This window comes from Acidobacteriota bacterium (genome assembly GCA_018268895.1).
GTDB lineage: Bacteria > Acidobacteriota > Terriglobia > Terriglobales > Acidobacteriaceae > Edaphobacter.
In genome coordinates this window covers 107191-122231 of sequence record JAFDVP010000012.1, presented here as the reverse complement: position 1 = coordinate 122231, position 15041 = coordinate 107191, and the positions used below count along the sequence as shown (strand labels likewise).

11 protein-coding genes and 1 pseudogene are annotated in these 15041 nt (G+C 60.7%); 4 read left to right on the top strand and 8 right to left on the bottom strand.

Annotated elements, in window-relative coordinates:
• Positions 1-28 precede the first annotated feature (28 nt).
• The 3 genes and pseudogenes from JSS95_14100 to JSS95_14090 form a co-directional block, all read right to left on the bottom strand.
• Positions 29-1363: pseudogene (locus JSS95_14100) on the bottom strand (HlyC/CorC family transporter).
• 29 nt (positions 1364-1392) lie between these two features.
• A complete protein-coding gene (ybeY, locus tag JSS95_14095) occupies positions 1393-1875 on the bottom strand; it encodes an rRNA maturation RNase YbeY (GenBank protein ID MBS1800943.1) in 483 nt (160 codons plus the stop codon).
• Between the two features lie 64 nt (positions 1876-1939).
• On the bottom strand, positions 1940-2977 hold the full coding sequence (locus JSS95_14090; protein ID MBS1800942.1) for a PhoH family protein: 1038 nt from the start codon (positions 2975-2977) through the stop codon (positions 1940-1942).
• Positions 2978-3386: 409 nt separating this feature from the next.
• Between JSS95_14090 and rpsT the strand changes: the two genes are divergently transcribed.
• Positions 3387-3665 (top strand): 30S ribosomal protein S20, encoded by a 279-nt coding sequence (rpsT, locus tag JSS95_14085; protein MBS1800941.1) that lies wholly within the window; start codon positions 3387-3389, stop codon positions 3663-3665.
• Positions 3666-3742: 77 nt separating this feature from the next.
• Here the strand turns inward: rpsT and JSS95_14080 are convergent, their stop codons facing one another.
• Positions 3743-5416, bottom strand: a complete 1674-nt coding sequence (locus tag JSS95_14080) for a hypothetical protein (protein ID MBS1800940.1) — start codon at positions 5414-5416, stop codon at positions 3743-3745.
• Between the two features lie 180 nt (positions 5417-5596).
• Between JSS95_14080 and JSS95_14075 the strand changes: the two genes are divergently transcribed.
• The 3 genes from JSS95_14075 (at position 5597) to JSS95_14065 (ending at position 9995) form a co-directional block, all read left to right on the top strand.
• Entirely contained in the window at positions 5597-7645 is a 2049-nt protein-coding gene (locus JSS95_14075; GenBank protein MBS1800939.1) for a M13 family metallopeptidase, read from the top strand.
• Positions 7646-7724: 79 nt separating this feature from the next.
• Positions 7725-8642 carry an EamA family transporter gene (locus JSS95_14070; protein ID MBS1800938.1) on the top strand — a complete coding sequence of 306 codons (918 nt, stop codon included), beginning with the start codon at positions 7725-7727 and terminating at the stop codon, positions 8640-8642.
• A gap of 30 nt (positions 8643-8672) precedes the next feature.
• Positions 8673-9995, top strand: a complete 1323-nt coding sequence (locus JSS95_14065; GenBank protein MBS1800937.1) for a M20/M25/M40 family metallo-hydrolase — start codon at positions 8673-8675, stop codon at positions 9993-9995.
• Here the strand turns inward: JSS95_14065 and JSS95_14060 are convergent.
• From JSS95_14060 to JSS95_14045, 4 genes are all read right to left on the bottom strand, one after another.
• Positions 9970-11343, bottom strand: coding sequence for an MATE family efflux transporter (locus tag JSS95_14060; GenBank protein MBS1800936.1), 1374 nt, complete (start codon positions 11341-11343; stop codon positions 9970-9972). The genes JSS95_14065 and JSS95_14060 overlap by 26 nt on opposite strands.
• Before the next feature lie 597 nt (positions 11344-11940).
• Entirely contained in the window at positions 11941-12942 is a 1002-nt protein-coding gene (locus JSS95_14055; GenBank protein MBS1800935.1) for a choice-of-anchor A family protein, read from the bottom strand.
• A 307-nt stretch (positions 12943-13249) separates the two neighbouring features.
• Positions 13250-14143 carry a hypothetical protein gene (locus JSS95_14050; protein ID MBS1800934.1) on the bottom strand — a complete coding sequence of 298 codons (894 nt, stop codon included), beginning with the start codon at positions 14141-14143 and terminating at the stop codon, positions 13250-13252.
• A gap of 93 nt (positions 14144-14236) precedes the next feature.
• Positions 14237-15040, bottom strand: a complete 804-nt coding sequence (locus tag JSS95_14045; GenBank protein ID MBS1800933.1) for a hypothetical protein — start codon at positions 15038-15040, stop codon at positions 14237-14239.
• Position 15041 lies beyond the last annotated feature (1 nt).

The window sequence follows — 15041 nt, the reverse complement described above, 5'->3', positions numbered from 1 at the left end:
CGTCCCCAGGGCTTTTCGTTTTTGTGGCTTAAGCCGAGTGCCCAGCCAGGCTGACGCGCACGCGGTCGATTCTGCGGTCCGTCGAGGCAAGCACCTCCATCCGCAGGCCGTTCTGTTCAACGACTTCGCCGGGGGCAGGAATGTGTCCGGCAATCTCAGACACCAGGCCGCCCAGAGTCGTCGACTCATACCCCTGCGGCAACCGCAGCGGATCGGACTCCTCTTCGTGGGCATCGGTCTCTTCCGCCGTCTCGCCGTCTTCAGCAGGCCGGCCCTCGGCATGATCGAGCTGATCGGCAAAGAGCTCCCTGAGCCGCGAGACCTCAAAGCTGCCTGGAACGGTAAAAGAGCCGTCGGGGCCGGGCACGGCAGATTCCTCCGGCTTCGGCTCGTCGTGCTCGTCGGCGATGTCGCCAACGATGGCTTCCAGCAGGTCTTCGATCGTCACCAGACCCGCGATCCCGCCGTATTCGTCGATCACGATACGCATGTGCTGCTTCTCGCGCTGCATCTCGCGCAGCAGCTCGGCGACCTTTTTGGTCTCCGGCACAAAGGCGGCGGGGCGCTGAATCTGGGCCACGGTGCGTATTCCGGCTTCAATATCCAGAATCTTCAGCAGATCGTGCGAGAAGGCGATTCCAGTGACGTGATCGAGCGATCCGGCGTAGACAGGAACGCGCGAGAAGGCGTGCTCGTTGATCTCGGCGGTGAACTCGCGCAACGTCAGTGTTCCGGGAACGGCGAAGACCTCCGGCCGCGGCGTCATCACCTCGCGCACCACCTTGTCACCAAACTCGACGACAGAGCGCACCAGCTCGCGGTCGGACTCTTCGAGGATGCCCTCTTCTTCGCCAGCCTCAAGCAATGCCTCCATTGCCACGGACGGGCGCTCCTCTTCGGTTGTGTCTTCGGGTTCGGCGAGAGCGGCGATCGAGAGCAGTAATTGAAGGACGATGGTGACCGGGAGGATCAGGTAGAAGAGCACCTGAAGCACAAAAACCATCTTTCGCAGCCACAGTCCGCCTGTCCGCGCGAAGAGAATCTGCGGAATCAGCCGGTCGAAGATGAGGATGAGCAGGATCAGCTCGGCGGCCGCGCGTGCAATGGCGGGAGCGCTGGGGGTCTCAACGAGCGCGCTGGTGGGTTTGTAAAGATGCAGCCCCCAGAGCAGCGCCATCGCTGCAAGGGTCAGCTGGCGCAGAACGGAGGCCGAGAGGACGATGGACTCGCGGCCCAGTCTCAGCCGCGGCTCAACGAACTTCTCCCAGGAGTCGATATTGTCCTGGTACTCGCGCGCCAGGAACTTGCCCATCTCCGAGTACACGCGGTCGACGTAAGCTGCCAGCGCCAGAATGATCAGCAGTGCTGTAAGCGTGATGAAGTAGGCGAGGCTCAAGCGCGGCGTCCTCTCGCTGTCTTCGCGTCAGGGCGCGAGACGCGTTCGATCAGCGTTGCCGGGAGCTTGAGCTCCATGCGCAGCTCGGCTTCACGCGCGGCCATCTCGCCGCGGTCTGTCTCGTGGTCCATGCCCGAGAGATGCAACAGGCCGTGAAGCATCAGCACGCGGACCTCTTCGCCGAGCGAATGGCCGAAGCTGGCAGCCTGTTTCGCCGCAGTTTCGAGCGAGATGGCGAGATCGCCAGCGTGTTCCTTAAGGATTTCGTCAGGTGCGGGAAAGCTCAGAACGTCTGTCGGCTTGTCCTTGTGACGGAAGGTGCGATTCAGCCTTTTGATCTCTGCATCTGTTGTGAGCAGCACGTCGATCTCGCCCGCAAGGCCAACGGAGGCACGGGCGCGGTTGAAGAATCGCGTCAGCCCCGATTTGGTGAGCGACGATTCGCTCGGTAGAGCAGATGGAGGATCGATGGTGATCATCGTACCGGCGTCAGCCGGGAGCGCATCTGTTTCACGCCCCCTGCTGACGATAGTATCGCAGTCGTTACTGAGGTTTACCGACAGGATTGCTCTTGCCGTTTGTCATCACCGGCTCGGGCATGGCATCGCCCATCGAGAGCGGTAGCTCCTGCTGCGCGCGTCCGTAGCTGTCGTAGGCGCGAACGATGCGCTGGACCAGGTGATGGCGCACCACATCGACGTCCTCAAATTGACAGAAGCGAATGCCCTCGACGCCGTCGAGCACCTGCAAGGCCTCCAGCAGGCCCGACTTCTTCGGGTTGGGAAGGTCGGTCTGCGTCAGGTCGCCGGTGATCACGGCCTTCGAATTGTTGCCGAGACGGGTGACGAACATCTTCATCTGCTCGGTCGTCGTGTTCTGCGCCTCGTCCATGATGATGAAGGCGTCGTTGAGGGTGCGGCCGCGCATGAAGGCCAGCGGCGCGACCTCGATGACGTTGGTCTCCAGCATCTTGTCGATCTTGATTGGGTCGACGAGATCGTACAGAGCGTCGTACAACGGGCGCAGGTAGGGGTCGACCTTCTCCTGCAGCGAGCCGGGAAGGAAGCCAAGTTTTTCGCCCGCTTCAACGGCGGGTCGAACGAGAATAATCCTGCTGACCTTTTTGGCCAGAAGAGCCGATACTGCCATGGCTACGGCGAGATACGTCTTGCCGGTACCGGCAGGGCCGATACCGAAGGTCATGTCGTTCTGCTCGATGGCCTCGACATATTTGCGCTGGTTGGGCGAGCGCGGGTTCACCATCCGTTTTGTACCGGCCGATCGCTGCTTGCCTGAGTCGACAAGCGACCGCAGGGTCATCGAGGGATCGGCGACCACCATCTTCAGCATCCCGTGGAGCTCCCCATTGTGCAGGTTCACTCCCGCCTTACGCAGTGCCTCGAAGTCCGCGAAGATGCGCTCCACCCGGGCAACGCTGTCGGCGTTTCCGGTCACGTGGATCGCGTCCGACCGGAGATCGATCGTGACGTGCAGCCCGTTTTCAAGCAGGCGTAGATTTTCGTCGTGGGTTCCGTAGAGAGGTTCGATGCCGGGGGTGATTTCGATGGCTTGTCTAATCAAGTTGGGGTCTGACCTCCGTCAGGCAAAGCAGGGTTGGTTCCTGTTGTATTGGACACACCGTACTGGGATTGGGTTGCGGCCATGTGAAGGCATGGCACAGGGAAGGGTTCAGGTTTGTGGGAGTTCCGACCGGGATGGCGAGAGTTGCCAATCGTTTGCCGAAGATGGGCACAGAGTAGACCTGCACAAGAAACGAGTCAAGGGCTTCTGTCACCCGAGATGAATCTAAAGGGGTAATGGGTTGGAGTGGCGGCAGCAGAGCCCCATTTCTACCCATTGATTGACCTTAGTCCCGGTTTTCCGTAGACTTAGAGATTGCAGAGGATGGTTCAGGCTGTGTTTCCGGCCAGCCTGAGGTCTGCATCCGAAAATTCCCCGACTACAACCGGGTTACAAGAGAGATTTTGAGATGGCAAATCATGTTTCGTCCCTGAAGCGCGCCCGTCAGACCGAGGCCAAGACCGCGGTCAATCGCGCCAACAAGAGCAAGCTCCGTGGAACCCTGCGCTCCCTGCGCGAGGCGATCGCCAAGGGCGATGCCAAGACCCTCGGCGCTGCCTACAGCGCTACCGTCTCGGTGCTCGACAAGAGCGTCCAGAAGGGCGTCCTCCACAAGAACACCGCCAGCCGCTACAAGAGCCGCCTGAACGCCCGTGTGAAGGCCGCTGTCACCAAGAAGGCCGCCTAAGAATCCAGCGCGATTGCGCGCGAACCATCCGAAAGCCAGCTTCCTTCGCGAGGCTGGCTTTTCTGTTTTTGGTGGCTTTACTGTGGCGATGCTGGCTTGGAGGAGCCTGTAGCGCCGTGCTCACCAGGCTCGTTGTAGAGGGTTGGTGGCTTGCGCGGCTTCTGCTCTTTATCGGATGTGTCGTCGTCGGACTTCGCGGTTTCTCCTGATGGGCGCGTAGCAGTCGCCTGAGAGTTCACGGCCGGTGTAGACGCCGGTTCTGCTGGAGAGGTCGGTGCAGGAGATGCCGATGACCCCGCAGCAGAGTCGACCGCAGCAGGCGGCTTCGGTTCTGCCGGGGCGATACTGTTCGTGGATTCAGTTGCCGCTGCTGGGGAGGCGACAAACATCGCCGACGATATAGGAGCGTCATCCTTAGCCTTTGGCGTCGCAGCCTCGGCCAGCTTCATGGCCTCGCGTTCCTTGCCGGTAGGCGGTGGCAACGTGTAGACCTCGATGGCATCGGTCCGAATGACGGCGAGGCTCATTCCATCTGGAGCGAGAGCGAAGTTTTGACCGGCACGGGCTACTGGGGTCGCCTTGACCTGAAGGATCTGCCGCCCGCTCTCGGTCTGGTAGACGATGATGCTTTGCGAGTCGACAAGCTCCGGCATGATCGTCTCATCGGTCACCAGCGATGTGTGTGTGATCACGCGGCTGAAGGCGAAGCGGCCTGCCTCCGGCGCAAAGGCAAAGGTGGGGGAGATATAGGTCTCAGTCATATTCTGCTCCCACATCTCTTCGCCGCGCATGTTGAAGCCGGCGATGACCTGCGGTGTATGGCTGAGGTGGCAGCCAAAGGCGATGAACTCGCCGCGGCTGACAAGCATCGGCACGGGGCGGCACGTCGAGTCGAAGGGGGCCAGCTCCTTTTTTGTGCCGTCGTAGCCGTTGAAGTCAAAGGCCCAGTGCTGCTGCCCCTGATCGAGGATAGAGAGATATCCGGCAGCATTCGCAGGAATTCGCCCGGGCGTGCGCGCTCGCGCCGCTGCTCCGGGAGTGATCTGGACCTCGTCGCTATTGGCGGGTCGCAGTTTGAAGAAGTTGATCTGGACAGGCTTGTCGGCGTGGGATGGATCGGAGCCGGAGGATGTTGCGGGAGAAGCTGAGGCGGCTTCTTCCAGTCCCGAGGTGGGGGGTAGCGGTTCAAGCGTCTCCAGGACCAACAGGTCGGCGTCGGGAGAGAGAACAACACCGTCAATCCGCCGCTTCGTCTCGATGAACGGGCTCTCCCGGAAGGCATTGCCCTTCGCATTGTTCATTGCAGGGGCGATGGTGGTGAGCGTGTCGCGATTGCGCAGCATGAACCTCCCGCGGCCCAGGTTCCACAGGTATTGACCGCGATCGTGAACGCGCCACGATGTGTGAGCGACGGCCTTTCCCTCAGGCAGCGCGATCAGCACGGCGTCGATCACGCGGTCCTGGTCGGAGGGCGGACAGTCGGGCAGACGCTTCAGAAGCCGCTTCGCGCTGTAGGTCAGCAGGAGGTGCTGGTCGTCGACGAAGTCCAGCGTCATCATGGTGCTTCCGGCGAGCAGAAACTGCGTCTGCGGCAACTGAAAGCCGAGCGGCTCCAGGGGAATGCTCGTTGTTGAGCCAGGTCCCTTCGCCACTGCGGAGTTCGTCACAAAAAGCAGCGAAAGCCCAAGCGCCGTCGCGCCGGTCAGCTTGCGAACCGGGGCATAAGCGTGGATGATGCTTGGAACCGGCATGATTGGCCGTTCGTACTCCCCTCTTGGCGTTGAGTTCTACTGTTTCACAGACGTTCAACACTCGCCAATGGAGAGCCGTGCGGGACGAAACCCGGTACGCTGTAGACGCAATCCACGAAGAAAAAGACGAGGAACTCAATGAAGAATCGAATGTTATTGGATGGCCGGACGCAGAGACGCATGGCTGCCATCAGCCTTGGAACGGCCTTGGTTTTTGCGAGTGGGGCGGCCTTCGCGCAGGGTACGGCGAAGCCGGTTGAAACCTACAAGCCGATTCCCGGCTTCGACCTCTCGTCGATCGACACCTCGGTCGATCCTTGCAACGACTTCTACAAGTTTGCCTGCGGCAAGTTCGCCGCGAACCACCCTATCCCCGGCGACCAGCCCGAGGTCGATCAGTTTTACGCGCTCTACAACGTCAATACGCAGTCATTGAACGGGATCCTCGCCAAAGCGGCTGCGGGCGGCGCGGACCGCACCGCAAACGAGCAGAAGATCGGCGACTACTACAAGAGCTGCATGGATACAGACGCCATCGAGGCCAAGGGGCTTGCGCCCCTCAAGCCCTGGTTCGACGAGATCGACGCCGTCCGCTCGACGCGCGACCTGCCCACGCTCGTCGGCAAGCTGCAACGCAACGGCATCGACGTCTTCTTCGGTTACGGCGAGCAGCAGGACTTCAAGGACGCCAGCAAGCAGATCGCGTTTGTCGACCAGGCTGGACTCGGTTTGCCCGAGCGCGACTACTACCTGCGGACGGGAGCGAAGGATGAGACGATCCGCAAGCAGTATGTCGACCATGTCGCAAAGATGCTGACGCTCGCGGGCACTCCAGCAGAGCAGGCGCAGAAGGATGCGGCAGCCATTATGGCCTTTGAGACGACGCTGGCAAAGGCATCCATGCCGGTGACCGACCGCCGCGACCCTGAGAAGGTGTATCACCTGCAAACCATCGCGACCTTCCACCAGAGCATCCCTGCACCCGCGTTCAATCAGTTTCGCAAGGCCATCAGCTCGCCCGAGATCTCGGAGATCAACAATGCGAACCCCGAGTTCATCACTGCGATGATGAGGGCGATCAATGACACTGACATCGAGACGCTGAAGGCGTACATGCGTTATCACCTGTTGACCGGTTCGGCCAACCGTCTGCCGAAGCGTTTCGACGATGAGAACTTCGACTTCTACGGCCGTAAGCTTACGGGACAGCCGGACCAGAGCGCGCGCTGGAAGCGCTGCTCGAATGCGGTCAACGGCGCGCTTGGAGAAGCGCTCGGCCAGGTTTACGTCTCGCAATACTTCGCCGGAGACAGCAAGACCAAGATGCTGGAGATGGTCCACGATATTGAGAGCGCTATGGGGCGTGACATCGATCAGCTCGAGTGGATGTCCGCTACGACCAAGGCGCGCGCGAAGGAGAAGCTGCACGGCGTCGCCAACAAGATCGGCTATCCCGATAAGTGGCGCGACTATACGAAGCTCGAAGTGAAGGCCGACGACGCTCTCGGCAACAAATTTCGTGGAACGGCATTTGAGAACGACCGCCAGCTTGCGAAGATTGGGCAGCCGGTGGATCACAGCGAGTGGGGTATGACGCCGCCCACTGTGAACGCCTACTACGATCCCAGCATGAACGACATCAACTTCCCTGCGGGCATTCTTCAGCCTGCGTTCTACGATCCGAAGCAGGATGATGCTGTGAACTACGGCCACATCGGCGCCGTCATTGGTCACGAACTGACCCACGGCTTCGACGACGAAGGCCGCAAGTTCGACGCCAAGGGCAACATGAGCGACTGGTGGACGCCTGAGGACGCGAAGAAGTTTGAGCAGCGTACCGATTGCCTGGTGAATGAGTACGGTTCGTTCACCGCGGTTGATGATGTCAAGGTGAACGGCAAGCTGACGCTCGGCGAAAATACGGCCGACAACGGCGGTCTGGTGCTTGCGTATCTTGCTTATCTTGAGCGCGCGAAGATCAACAAGGTCGACCTCAGCGCCAAGGTGGACGGCTACGACGCGCACCAGCGCTTCTATATCGCCTATGCGCAGAACTGGTGCGAGAATTCGCGTCCCGAGGTGATTCGCCAGCAGGTGCTCACCGATCCGCACTCACCCGATCACTTCCGTGCCAACGGAGCGATCGTCAATCAGCCCGGGTTCGCCGCGGCCTTCAGTTGCAAGAAGGGCGCGCCGATGGTTCCGGTCAACAGTTGCCGCGTCTGGTAGTCGACACGCGGGACAGGTAGTATGCGGGCGCAGCCTTGGACTCGGCTGCGCCCGCTCTCTTATGTGCGACAGTGAAGATATGCCGATTCCCTCCAAACATCGCGCCGCGGGCTTCTTCGCCTGTGCGCTTGCCAGCGCCTTCTGGGGCTGCGGTTTCTTCTTCGGCAAGATTGCGCTGGCGGAGATGGGCTTCGCGCACATGGTCCTCTACCGCTTCCTGTTTGCGATGGCCGCGCTCGTGCCACTGATTGCAACACATCGTCCGGGGTTCAGTGCGAAGGAGTGGCGCACGCTGGCGATCGCCGCGTTCCTCGGTGTGCCGGTGCAGTTCCTGATCCAGTTCTACGGGCTTTCGCTGACAACCGTGTCTCATGCCGCGCTGATGGTCGGCACCATGCCGGTAATCCTCGCTGTGGGAGCGACGTTCTTTGCGCACGAGCGGCTCGACGTGACGGGCTGGCTGGCGCTGGCGGCATCGACGACGGGTGCGGCGCTGATCGCTCTCGGCAGGCATGGGACGGGTGCGGGCGATCCGTCGCTGGCGGGCGACCTGCTGGTCGTGCTGTCGCTTGCGATTGCCCTGTTCTGGATCCTGCTGAACAAGAAGCTGATGGACCGCCACTCGCCGATTGTCGTTACCGCCTATGGTCTTCTGCTTGGGACGGCGATGCTGCTGGTGTGGGTGCCTGCGCGCTATGGATTGCCGCCGGTGGCGCACGTCTCCGTGAAGGCGTGGCTTGCGCTGGCCGCGAGCGGCGTTCTGTGCACGGCGACCACGACGCTGCTGTGGAACTGGGGGATGACGCAGGTCCCGGCCTCGCAGGCCGGAGTGCTGTTGAACATGGAGCCGCTGATGGGCAGCCTGCTCGGCGTCTTTGTGCTGGGCGAACATCTCGGCCCCACGGCGTGGGCCGGCGGCTGCCTGATTCTCGCGGCGGCGATCACGCTGACGACGCGCTCGAAGGCCCATGTCCCTGAGCATCAGCTTGCGAACTGATCGTGGTATGCTCCCGCCATCATGAAGAACATGTTTCGCGGTGCATTATTGGCAGCGGCGTTGTTGTCCGTGGCGGCTTCGGCGCAGACGACCGCGCCGAATGCGGTGGAGAGCGCGATGGTGAAGGCAGTGGACGCCGAGACTCCGGCGGCGGTTGCGCTGCTCGAGAAGCTGGTCGACATCAACAGTGGGACGATGAACCTCGCCGGTGTCGTCGCCGTGAGGGACGTTGTGATGCCGCAGATCGAGGAACTCGGCTTCAAGACGCGCTGGGAGTCGATGACGCAGATTGGCCGCGCGGGCGATCTCGTCGCTGAACACCCTTGTCCAGCGGGTGCAGCGAAGTGCGGAAAGCGAATTCTGCTGATCGGACATCTCGACACGGTCTTCGAGCCCTCGAGCAGCTTTCAGAAGTACACGATCGTTCCGGGCACAGATGGCAACGTGGCCATGGGGCCGGGCGTAAACGACATGAAGGGCGGGCTGGTCGTGATGCTGACCGCGCTCAGGGCGATGAAGGCCGCGGGCGCGCTGGACAACGCCGAGATCAGGATTGTACTGAGCGGCGACGAGGAGCATCACGGCTCTCCGTTGAGTGTCTCGCGCAGGGACATGATTGAGGCGGCGAAGAAGAGCGACGTCGCGCTTGAGTTTGAGTCGGGCGGAAGGATCGATGGCAAGGACGTGCAGAGCATCAGCCGAAGGAGCGTCGGGAGTTGGAGGATCGAGACGGCAGGGAAGAGCGGTCACTCATCGGCGGTTTTTGGAGACCGTCTCGGCGACGGCGCGATCTATGAGATGGCGAGGATTCTTGATGCGTTCCGCAAAGAACTGAAGGAGCCGGGGCTGACGTACAACGTGGGCCTGGTTCTCGGCGGATCGACGGCGAAGACGAATGCCGACGGCACAGGCGGCGAGGCGTCCGGGAAGAATAACGTGGTCCCGCCAATTGCTATCGCGACCGGCGACATGCGGACGCTGGACAACGAGCAGACATCTCGCGTGCAGGCGAAGATGCGCGCGATCGTTGCGGACCATCTTCCCCGCACCGGCGCGGTCATCACGTTTGGCGAAGGGTATCCAGCCATGGCTCCGACGGAGGCCGGTCATGCGCTGGTCCGGCAGTTGAACGAGGTCAATGCGTCGCTGGGGCTTCCCGCGATGGAGGAGATGGATCCGGTGCTGCGTGGGGCAGGCGACATCGCGTTCGTTGCCCCGTACATTCCAGGGCTTGTTGGCACGGGTGCGATTGGCGGCGGTGCTCATGCAGAGGGCGAGACGGTGCAGCTCGATTCGATTCCGAGACAGGCGAAACGGATGGCGTTGTTCATGTACCGGCTGTCGAAGGAGTGACGGATTTCAGCCTTCTTGTTGTCCGGCGCCAGACTGCGGTCAGCGAGAGGCCCGCGACGATGAGACCGGCGCAGAGGCCGAGCCATAGTCCGACGGCGCCGTAGTGCTTGCGGAAGCCGAGCCAGTAGCCGACGGGCAGACCGATGATCCAGTAGCCGACGATCTGGACGATCATTCCGGCGTGCGTGTTTCCGGCTCCGCGCAGCGCTCCGGTGGCAGTGATCTGTAGACCGTCGAAGAACTGGAAGGCGGCGGCCACGAAGAGCAGCGGAATGGCAGCGGCGATCACGCTGCGGTCGGGCGTAAAGGCCCGCGCGATGGGATGCGCGAAGACCGAGAGAACAATGGAGAACGCGGCCATGCAGCCCGCTCCGAACAGGATTGCGGCCCAACCGGCGGCGGCGGCTTCGCGCGGGGCGTTGCGTCCGATGGCCTGACCGACGCGCACGGCGGCGGCGGCCGAGATGGCGAAGGGAACCATGAAGGTGAAGCTCGCGCAGTTGAGCGCGATCTCGTGGCCGGAGAGTGGGAGCGCGCCCATGGTCCCGATCAGAAAGGTGACGGTACCGAAGATGGAGATCTCGACGAAGATCTGTCCTCCTGCGGGCGCGCCGAGAATGGTGAGGCGCCTGAGGCGCGAGCTTTCGATGTGGCGCAGCGTGCTGCGCAGGCCGTAGTTGTGTCTGCGCTCGACCTGCCAGATCGCGGTCGCGATGAAGACGGCGAGGTAGGCGCGTGAGATGGAGGTGGCAAGTCCCGAGCCGACGATGCCGAGGGCCGGGATATGAATCGGTCCCCAGGAGTGGCCGTAGATAAGGATCCAGTTGAACAAGACGTTGCAGAGGTTGGCCGTGACCAGCGCGAAGGCGATGGGGCGGACGTGGTTGAAGGCCTGAAGGTAGCGGCGCAGGGTGAAGTAGAGAAAGAGCGCCGGCGTTCCCCAGTTGAGGGCGTGGAGGAAGCGGGTGGCGCCGTCCATGACGTGCGGGTCGATGGGCATCTTTCGCATGACGACGGGCGCAAGCTCGATGAGTCCGAAGAGCGCGGCGGCGAGAACGGCGGCGAGCAGGAGGCCGTGGTAGAGCCAGCGGTTGGCCTCGTCGTAACGGCCCGCACCGTGCGACTGCGAGAGGAAGGTATCGAGCGAGAGCAGAACACCGGCGATGCCGAAGGCGAGTGTGTTGTAGAGCACCTGTCCGAGAGCGGCGGAGGCGATGTTGATGGCCGCGTGGTCCATGTGGCCGATCATGACGGTGTCGACGATGCCCATCGACATCCAGCCAAGCTCGGCGGCGATGAGTGGGAGAGCGAGGGTGAGGACGGGCCTGATCTGCTGACGGATTGACATGCCGGTACCCCCTCCCCCCGTATTTATTTGCGCAAAATCTTCAAAACAAAAGGTTTATTTGTAAAATATTCAAAAGAAAATACTTAGTGGTAGCTTGCGTATTGGGGATTCTTCGCCTACGGCTCAGAACGACGACATTTTGCGAATCACAGCAATCGTGAAATAGCCCTAGCTGGCGGTACGGATGCGGAACAGGACGTCCGGTAACGACAAAAGCCCCGAGAGGTCCCGGGGCTTTATCTGTTTGCCTGTTTTTATTATAGCGCGCGGGGCGGGGTGGATCGGCACTTTGTAAGTCTATTGATTTGTGATGGATAGGTTGCGATGGGGCTTGACAGGTTTTGTTGTGGATAACGTTTTGGGCGGTTAGATAGGCCGGGCCTTCGGCCCTTGAGGGATCTTTTGGTCGAATACCCAGGGCTTCGCCCTGGGCTGGTATTGATCGCGCCTTCGGCGCTGGTCGTCTCTGCCGGATTGCGCCGGTGGGTGTGCCAGCAGTTGTGGCGGTACGAGCGAAATGCAGGGATTCCTCGACTCGCTGCGCTCGGAATAACGCTTCGTGTGAGGGTGTGTCGAGGCGCCTCGGCTTGTCACAGCTTACTTTTTCGTTCGGGTGCGCAGGCGCATTGCGAGTGTGAGGGCTCCTGTTCCTACGAGGGCTAGGGTTCCGGGTTCTGGGACGGTGGGTGGATCGCTGGGCGGGTCGGGGAGGGTGCCTCGGAACTCGACGTTGTGAACCTCGCCGGTCTGGCCGATCTGCGCGGCGATGAAGTTGCCGCTCATCTGGCCGTTCCCGGTGAGGAGGGCGTAGGGGGCCAGCGCGGAGGCGCTGAACTGAGCGTCGATGGCGAGGGTCTGGGCCTCGGAGAAGTTGAAGAGGATGTTCTGGTTGGCGGCGTTGTCGCCCGCGACCTGGACCCCGTTGTAGTAGATGCCGGCTCCGAGCGTGATATTTGTGCCGGAGACGTTGACGATGATCGTCGAGCCCGCGGGGGCGACGATGTCGATGTTGTGGTTGGCGTCGGCGAACTGGGCGGCCGTGATGTTGAAGACGTTGAGGGTGGCGCTGGTGCCTTCGAGGATGAGCCACGACGGATTTGCGCCGGGAGGTGTTGGTGCGCCGACGACGCCGTTGGGCGCGAGCAGGGCAAGCGTTGCGCTCTGAAGCTGGAGCGTCGAACGAAGCGTGGAGAAATCGAGGCCGGAGGAGCCACTGGTGACGCGGATGCCGCCGTCGTTGAAGTTGATGGTGGCGTTGCTTCCCGGAGCGTAGACGTTGCCGCCGCCGTTGATGTTGAAGATCTGTCCGGCGGCGAGGCCGTTGGTCGAGACCATGCCGTAGGTTGCCGCCGCTCCCCAGGGATCGGCGTTGAGGCCGCTGCCGATGGTGGTGCCGATCAAGACCTGGTCGGCGGCGGCGATGCGTCCGCCGATGTCGGCGTTGGTGGCGATGGTTCCGGCGATGACGGTATTTCCGTTGCTATCGACGGTGCCGAGCGCGACGACGTTGTAGGCGCTGGCCTGACCGAAGGGAAGTGTGTCTGCGACACAGACTGCCGGGGTGAGACACGCGGCTACCAGGAGAAGAGCGATTTTCATCGTTTGTAGTGCCTTTACGTTTCTGTTTTTATGTGCTGGTCTCCTTCATCTGATTACGTGTCTGTGGGCATGCAAAGTGTTGAGGTGGATACATTGAACATGCAAAATTGTGCAGTGTTTATGCGGGTTTTCGCTGTATCCGGTTCTTTGGCCATTTTTCGTCCAGATGCGATATTTCCCGAAACAAGAACCATGCGGCCACGAGCAAGATACGGGGATTCTTTGCTTCGCTCAGAATGACGAGGTTCTACCGAAGTCTTTCGCTCGGAATGACGACGTTGTATCGAGAGTTACTGGACTGCGGGGATTACTTTGCCATGCGTAACCAATGCTCGAGGGCGTGAAACTGGTCGACGTGGTCGGGGGCAGTGTTTCCGGCGAAGCCGAGGATGTGAAGGCCTTTGACGTGGATATCGCTTAGCTGCTGCATGCCGCCGGGCCCCCACTTGAGGATGGGATGCTGGTGGAGCGCGAGCGTGGTGATGAGGTAGTCGGCGGTCTCGGTAGTGCTGGCGAAGGTGCCGGGAAAGATTTCGGAATGCGTGTACACGAGTGTTTTGTGTCCGGCAACGGCTTCGCGGGCGAAGTCGAGGAAGGGTTGGAGCGGTGCGGGGTCTAGCGGGCCGGGGGCGCCGTCGGGGATGTAGCCGGTGTGGAGGCTGTCGACGAGGACGACGCGGTCGACGGACTTCCAGTTTTCGTGGTTGCGGAGGATCTCGCGGATGGCGCCGTAGCCTGCGCTGAAGGAGGAGAGGGTGATGGGTTTGAACTCGGGTGGATGGGTGGGGTCGATGGCTTTGGCGGCTTCTTGGAGGAGTTGCTCGAAGCGGGCCGGGTCGTGGAAGGCGCGGGAGTAGACTCCGGAGCCTGCACCGATGTTGAAGGTGATGATGGCGGCGTGGGGATTGACGGCGTGGATGCTCTGCTCGGCGACCCAGGGAGCGCCGTGGAAGTGGATGTAGAGCGGCATGGTGGGACGGGGGTGCGCCGTATTTGGGATTAGGAGCGTGCCGCTGGAGAGGTCGGTACGTTTGCCTGGTACTTCAATCTTCGTCAGACGGGTGTGGGCGCGAGAGGACTCTGCCATCGGCGAAGGGTTTTGCGCGGCGGCCTTTGGGGGTGACTGCGGGGGATTGTCCTGGGCGGATAGCGTTGGGCCGATGAGCAGAAGGAATGCGAAGAGATGACGGGGAATGTTCATTCGCACTCAATGTATCGCAGTTCGAGCTTCGCTCGAATGAGTCCACATCTGGCGATACGGCCGACAGATATAGGGCAGCCGGCGCGAGAAGGTTTATAGCTGCAATTCATTAGAGGTGGGAGTAAAAGAACTCCAAAGCTCGGAGCGTTTGACGGGACTGGAGAGATTCTTTGCTCGTGACCATAAGCGAACCTCGTCAAATTGCTCGTCAGTCGCCCAAGGAGATACCCGGAGTTCGGTAACGATAGATCGAAGGTCGATTCGACGCCTTTTGTATGTATGCACCCATTCATGGATGGGGTTGATTGCATCAAGCGGTTCTCGATGAGGAAAATTGTCCAAATCGAAATGTCGATTAATTCCTGCGACTGGATCAAAACACTCGATCACAATGCGAAGCTCTTGCTCATTTTCAAAGTGCTGACGTTTTGTAAATAAGAGGTCCAATAGGTTGTAACCCCGCAGGTCCTTTTCGCCGTACCTGACTTTACCGACATGGACAACGTCGAGGAATGAGTCAATTGATTTTCGTAACAGACCGAAGCGCGAAAAGACCAAAACACCTGCTCCATAGGTCTTCCACATATGGAGGGTTTCTGCCTCATATAACTGCCAGCAATTGATGTAATATGACTCGCTGAATTGCCGATCAGACGCCAAATGGTGGTTTAGCGACAATTCATCGTTAAGGTCATACCGAGTTAAACCGAGCATCGACCTTGCATATTCTTCAGGAGGTAGACCTTCTTGAGGGTCTGCCTCTTTTAGTAGGTCCGTTCGGCAAAAGTAAAGTTCTTCATTCGCAAAAAGATCCCAAAATTTAGAAAAGCTTAAGAACCGGCAGATCACCGTTTCTGGCTCGGGTTCGGCACAAGCGAAATGAGGCGATATTGGCATT

Bases quoted from the DNA above. Each gene is read 5' to 3' on its own strand.
- ybeY (MBS1800943.1), bottom strand. From the start codon at position 1,875: ATGATCACCATCGATCCTCCATCTGCTCTACCGAGCGAATCGTCGCTC.
- rpsT (MBS1800941.1), top strand. From the start codon at position 3,387: ATGGCAAATCATGTTTCGTCCCTGAAGCGCGCCCGTCAGACCGAGGCC.
- JSS95_14080 (MBS1800940.1), bottom strand. From the start codon at position 5,416: ATGCCGGTTCCAAGCATCATCCACGCTTATGCCCCGGTTCGCAAGCTG.
- JSS95_14075 (MBS1800939.1), top strand. From the start codon at position 5,597: ATGGCTGCCATCAGCCTTGGAACGGCCTTGGTTTTTGCGAGTGGGGCG.
- JSS95_14070 (MBS1800938.1), top strand. From the start codon at position 7,725: ATGCCGATTCCCTCCAAACATCGCGCCGCGGGCTTCTTCGCCTGTGCG.
- JSS95_14065 (MBS1800937.1), top strand. From the start codon at position 8,673: ATGTTTCGCGGTGCATTATTGGCAGCGGCGTTGTTGTCCGTGGCGGCT.
- JSS95_14060 (MBS1800936.1), bottom strand. From the start codon at position 11,343: ATGTCAATCCGTCAGCAGATCAGGCCCGTCCTCACCCTCGCTCTCCCA.
- JSS95_14055 (MBS1800935.1), bottom strand. From the start codon at position 12,942: ATGAAAATCGCTCTTCTCCTGGTAGCCGCGTGTCTCACCCCGGCAGTC.
- JSS95_14050 (MBS1800934.1), bottom strand. From the start codon at position 14,143: ATGAACATTCCCCGTCATCTCTTCGCATTCCTTCTGCTCATCGGCCCA.
- JSS95_14045 (MBS1800933.1), bottom strand. From the start codon at position 15,040: ATGCCAATATCGCCTCATTTCGCTTGTGCCGAACCCGAGCCAGAAACG.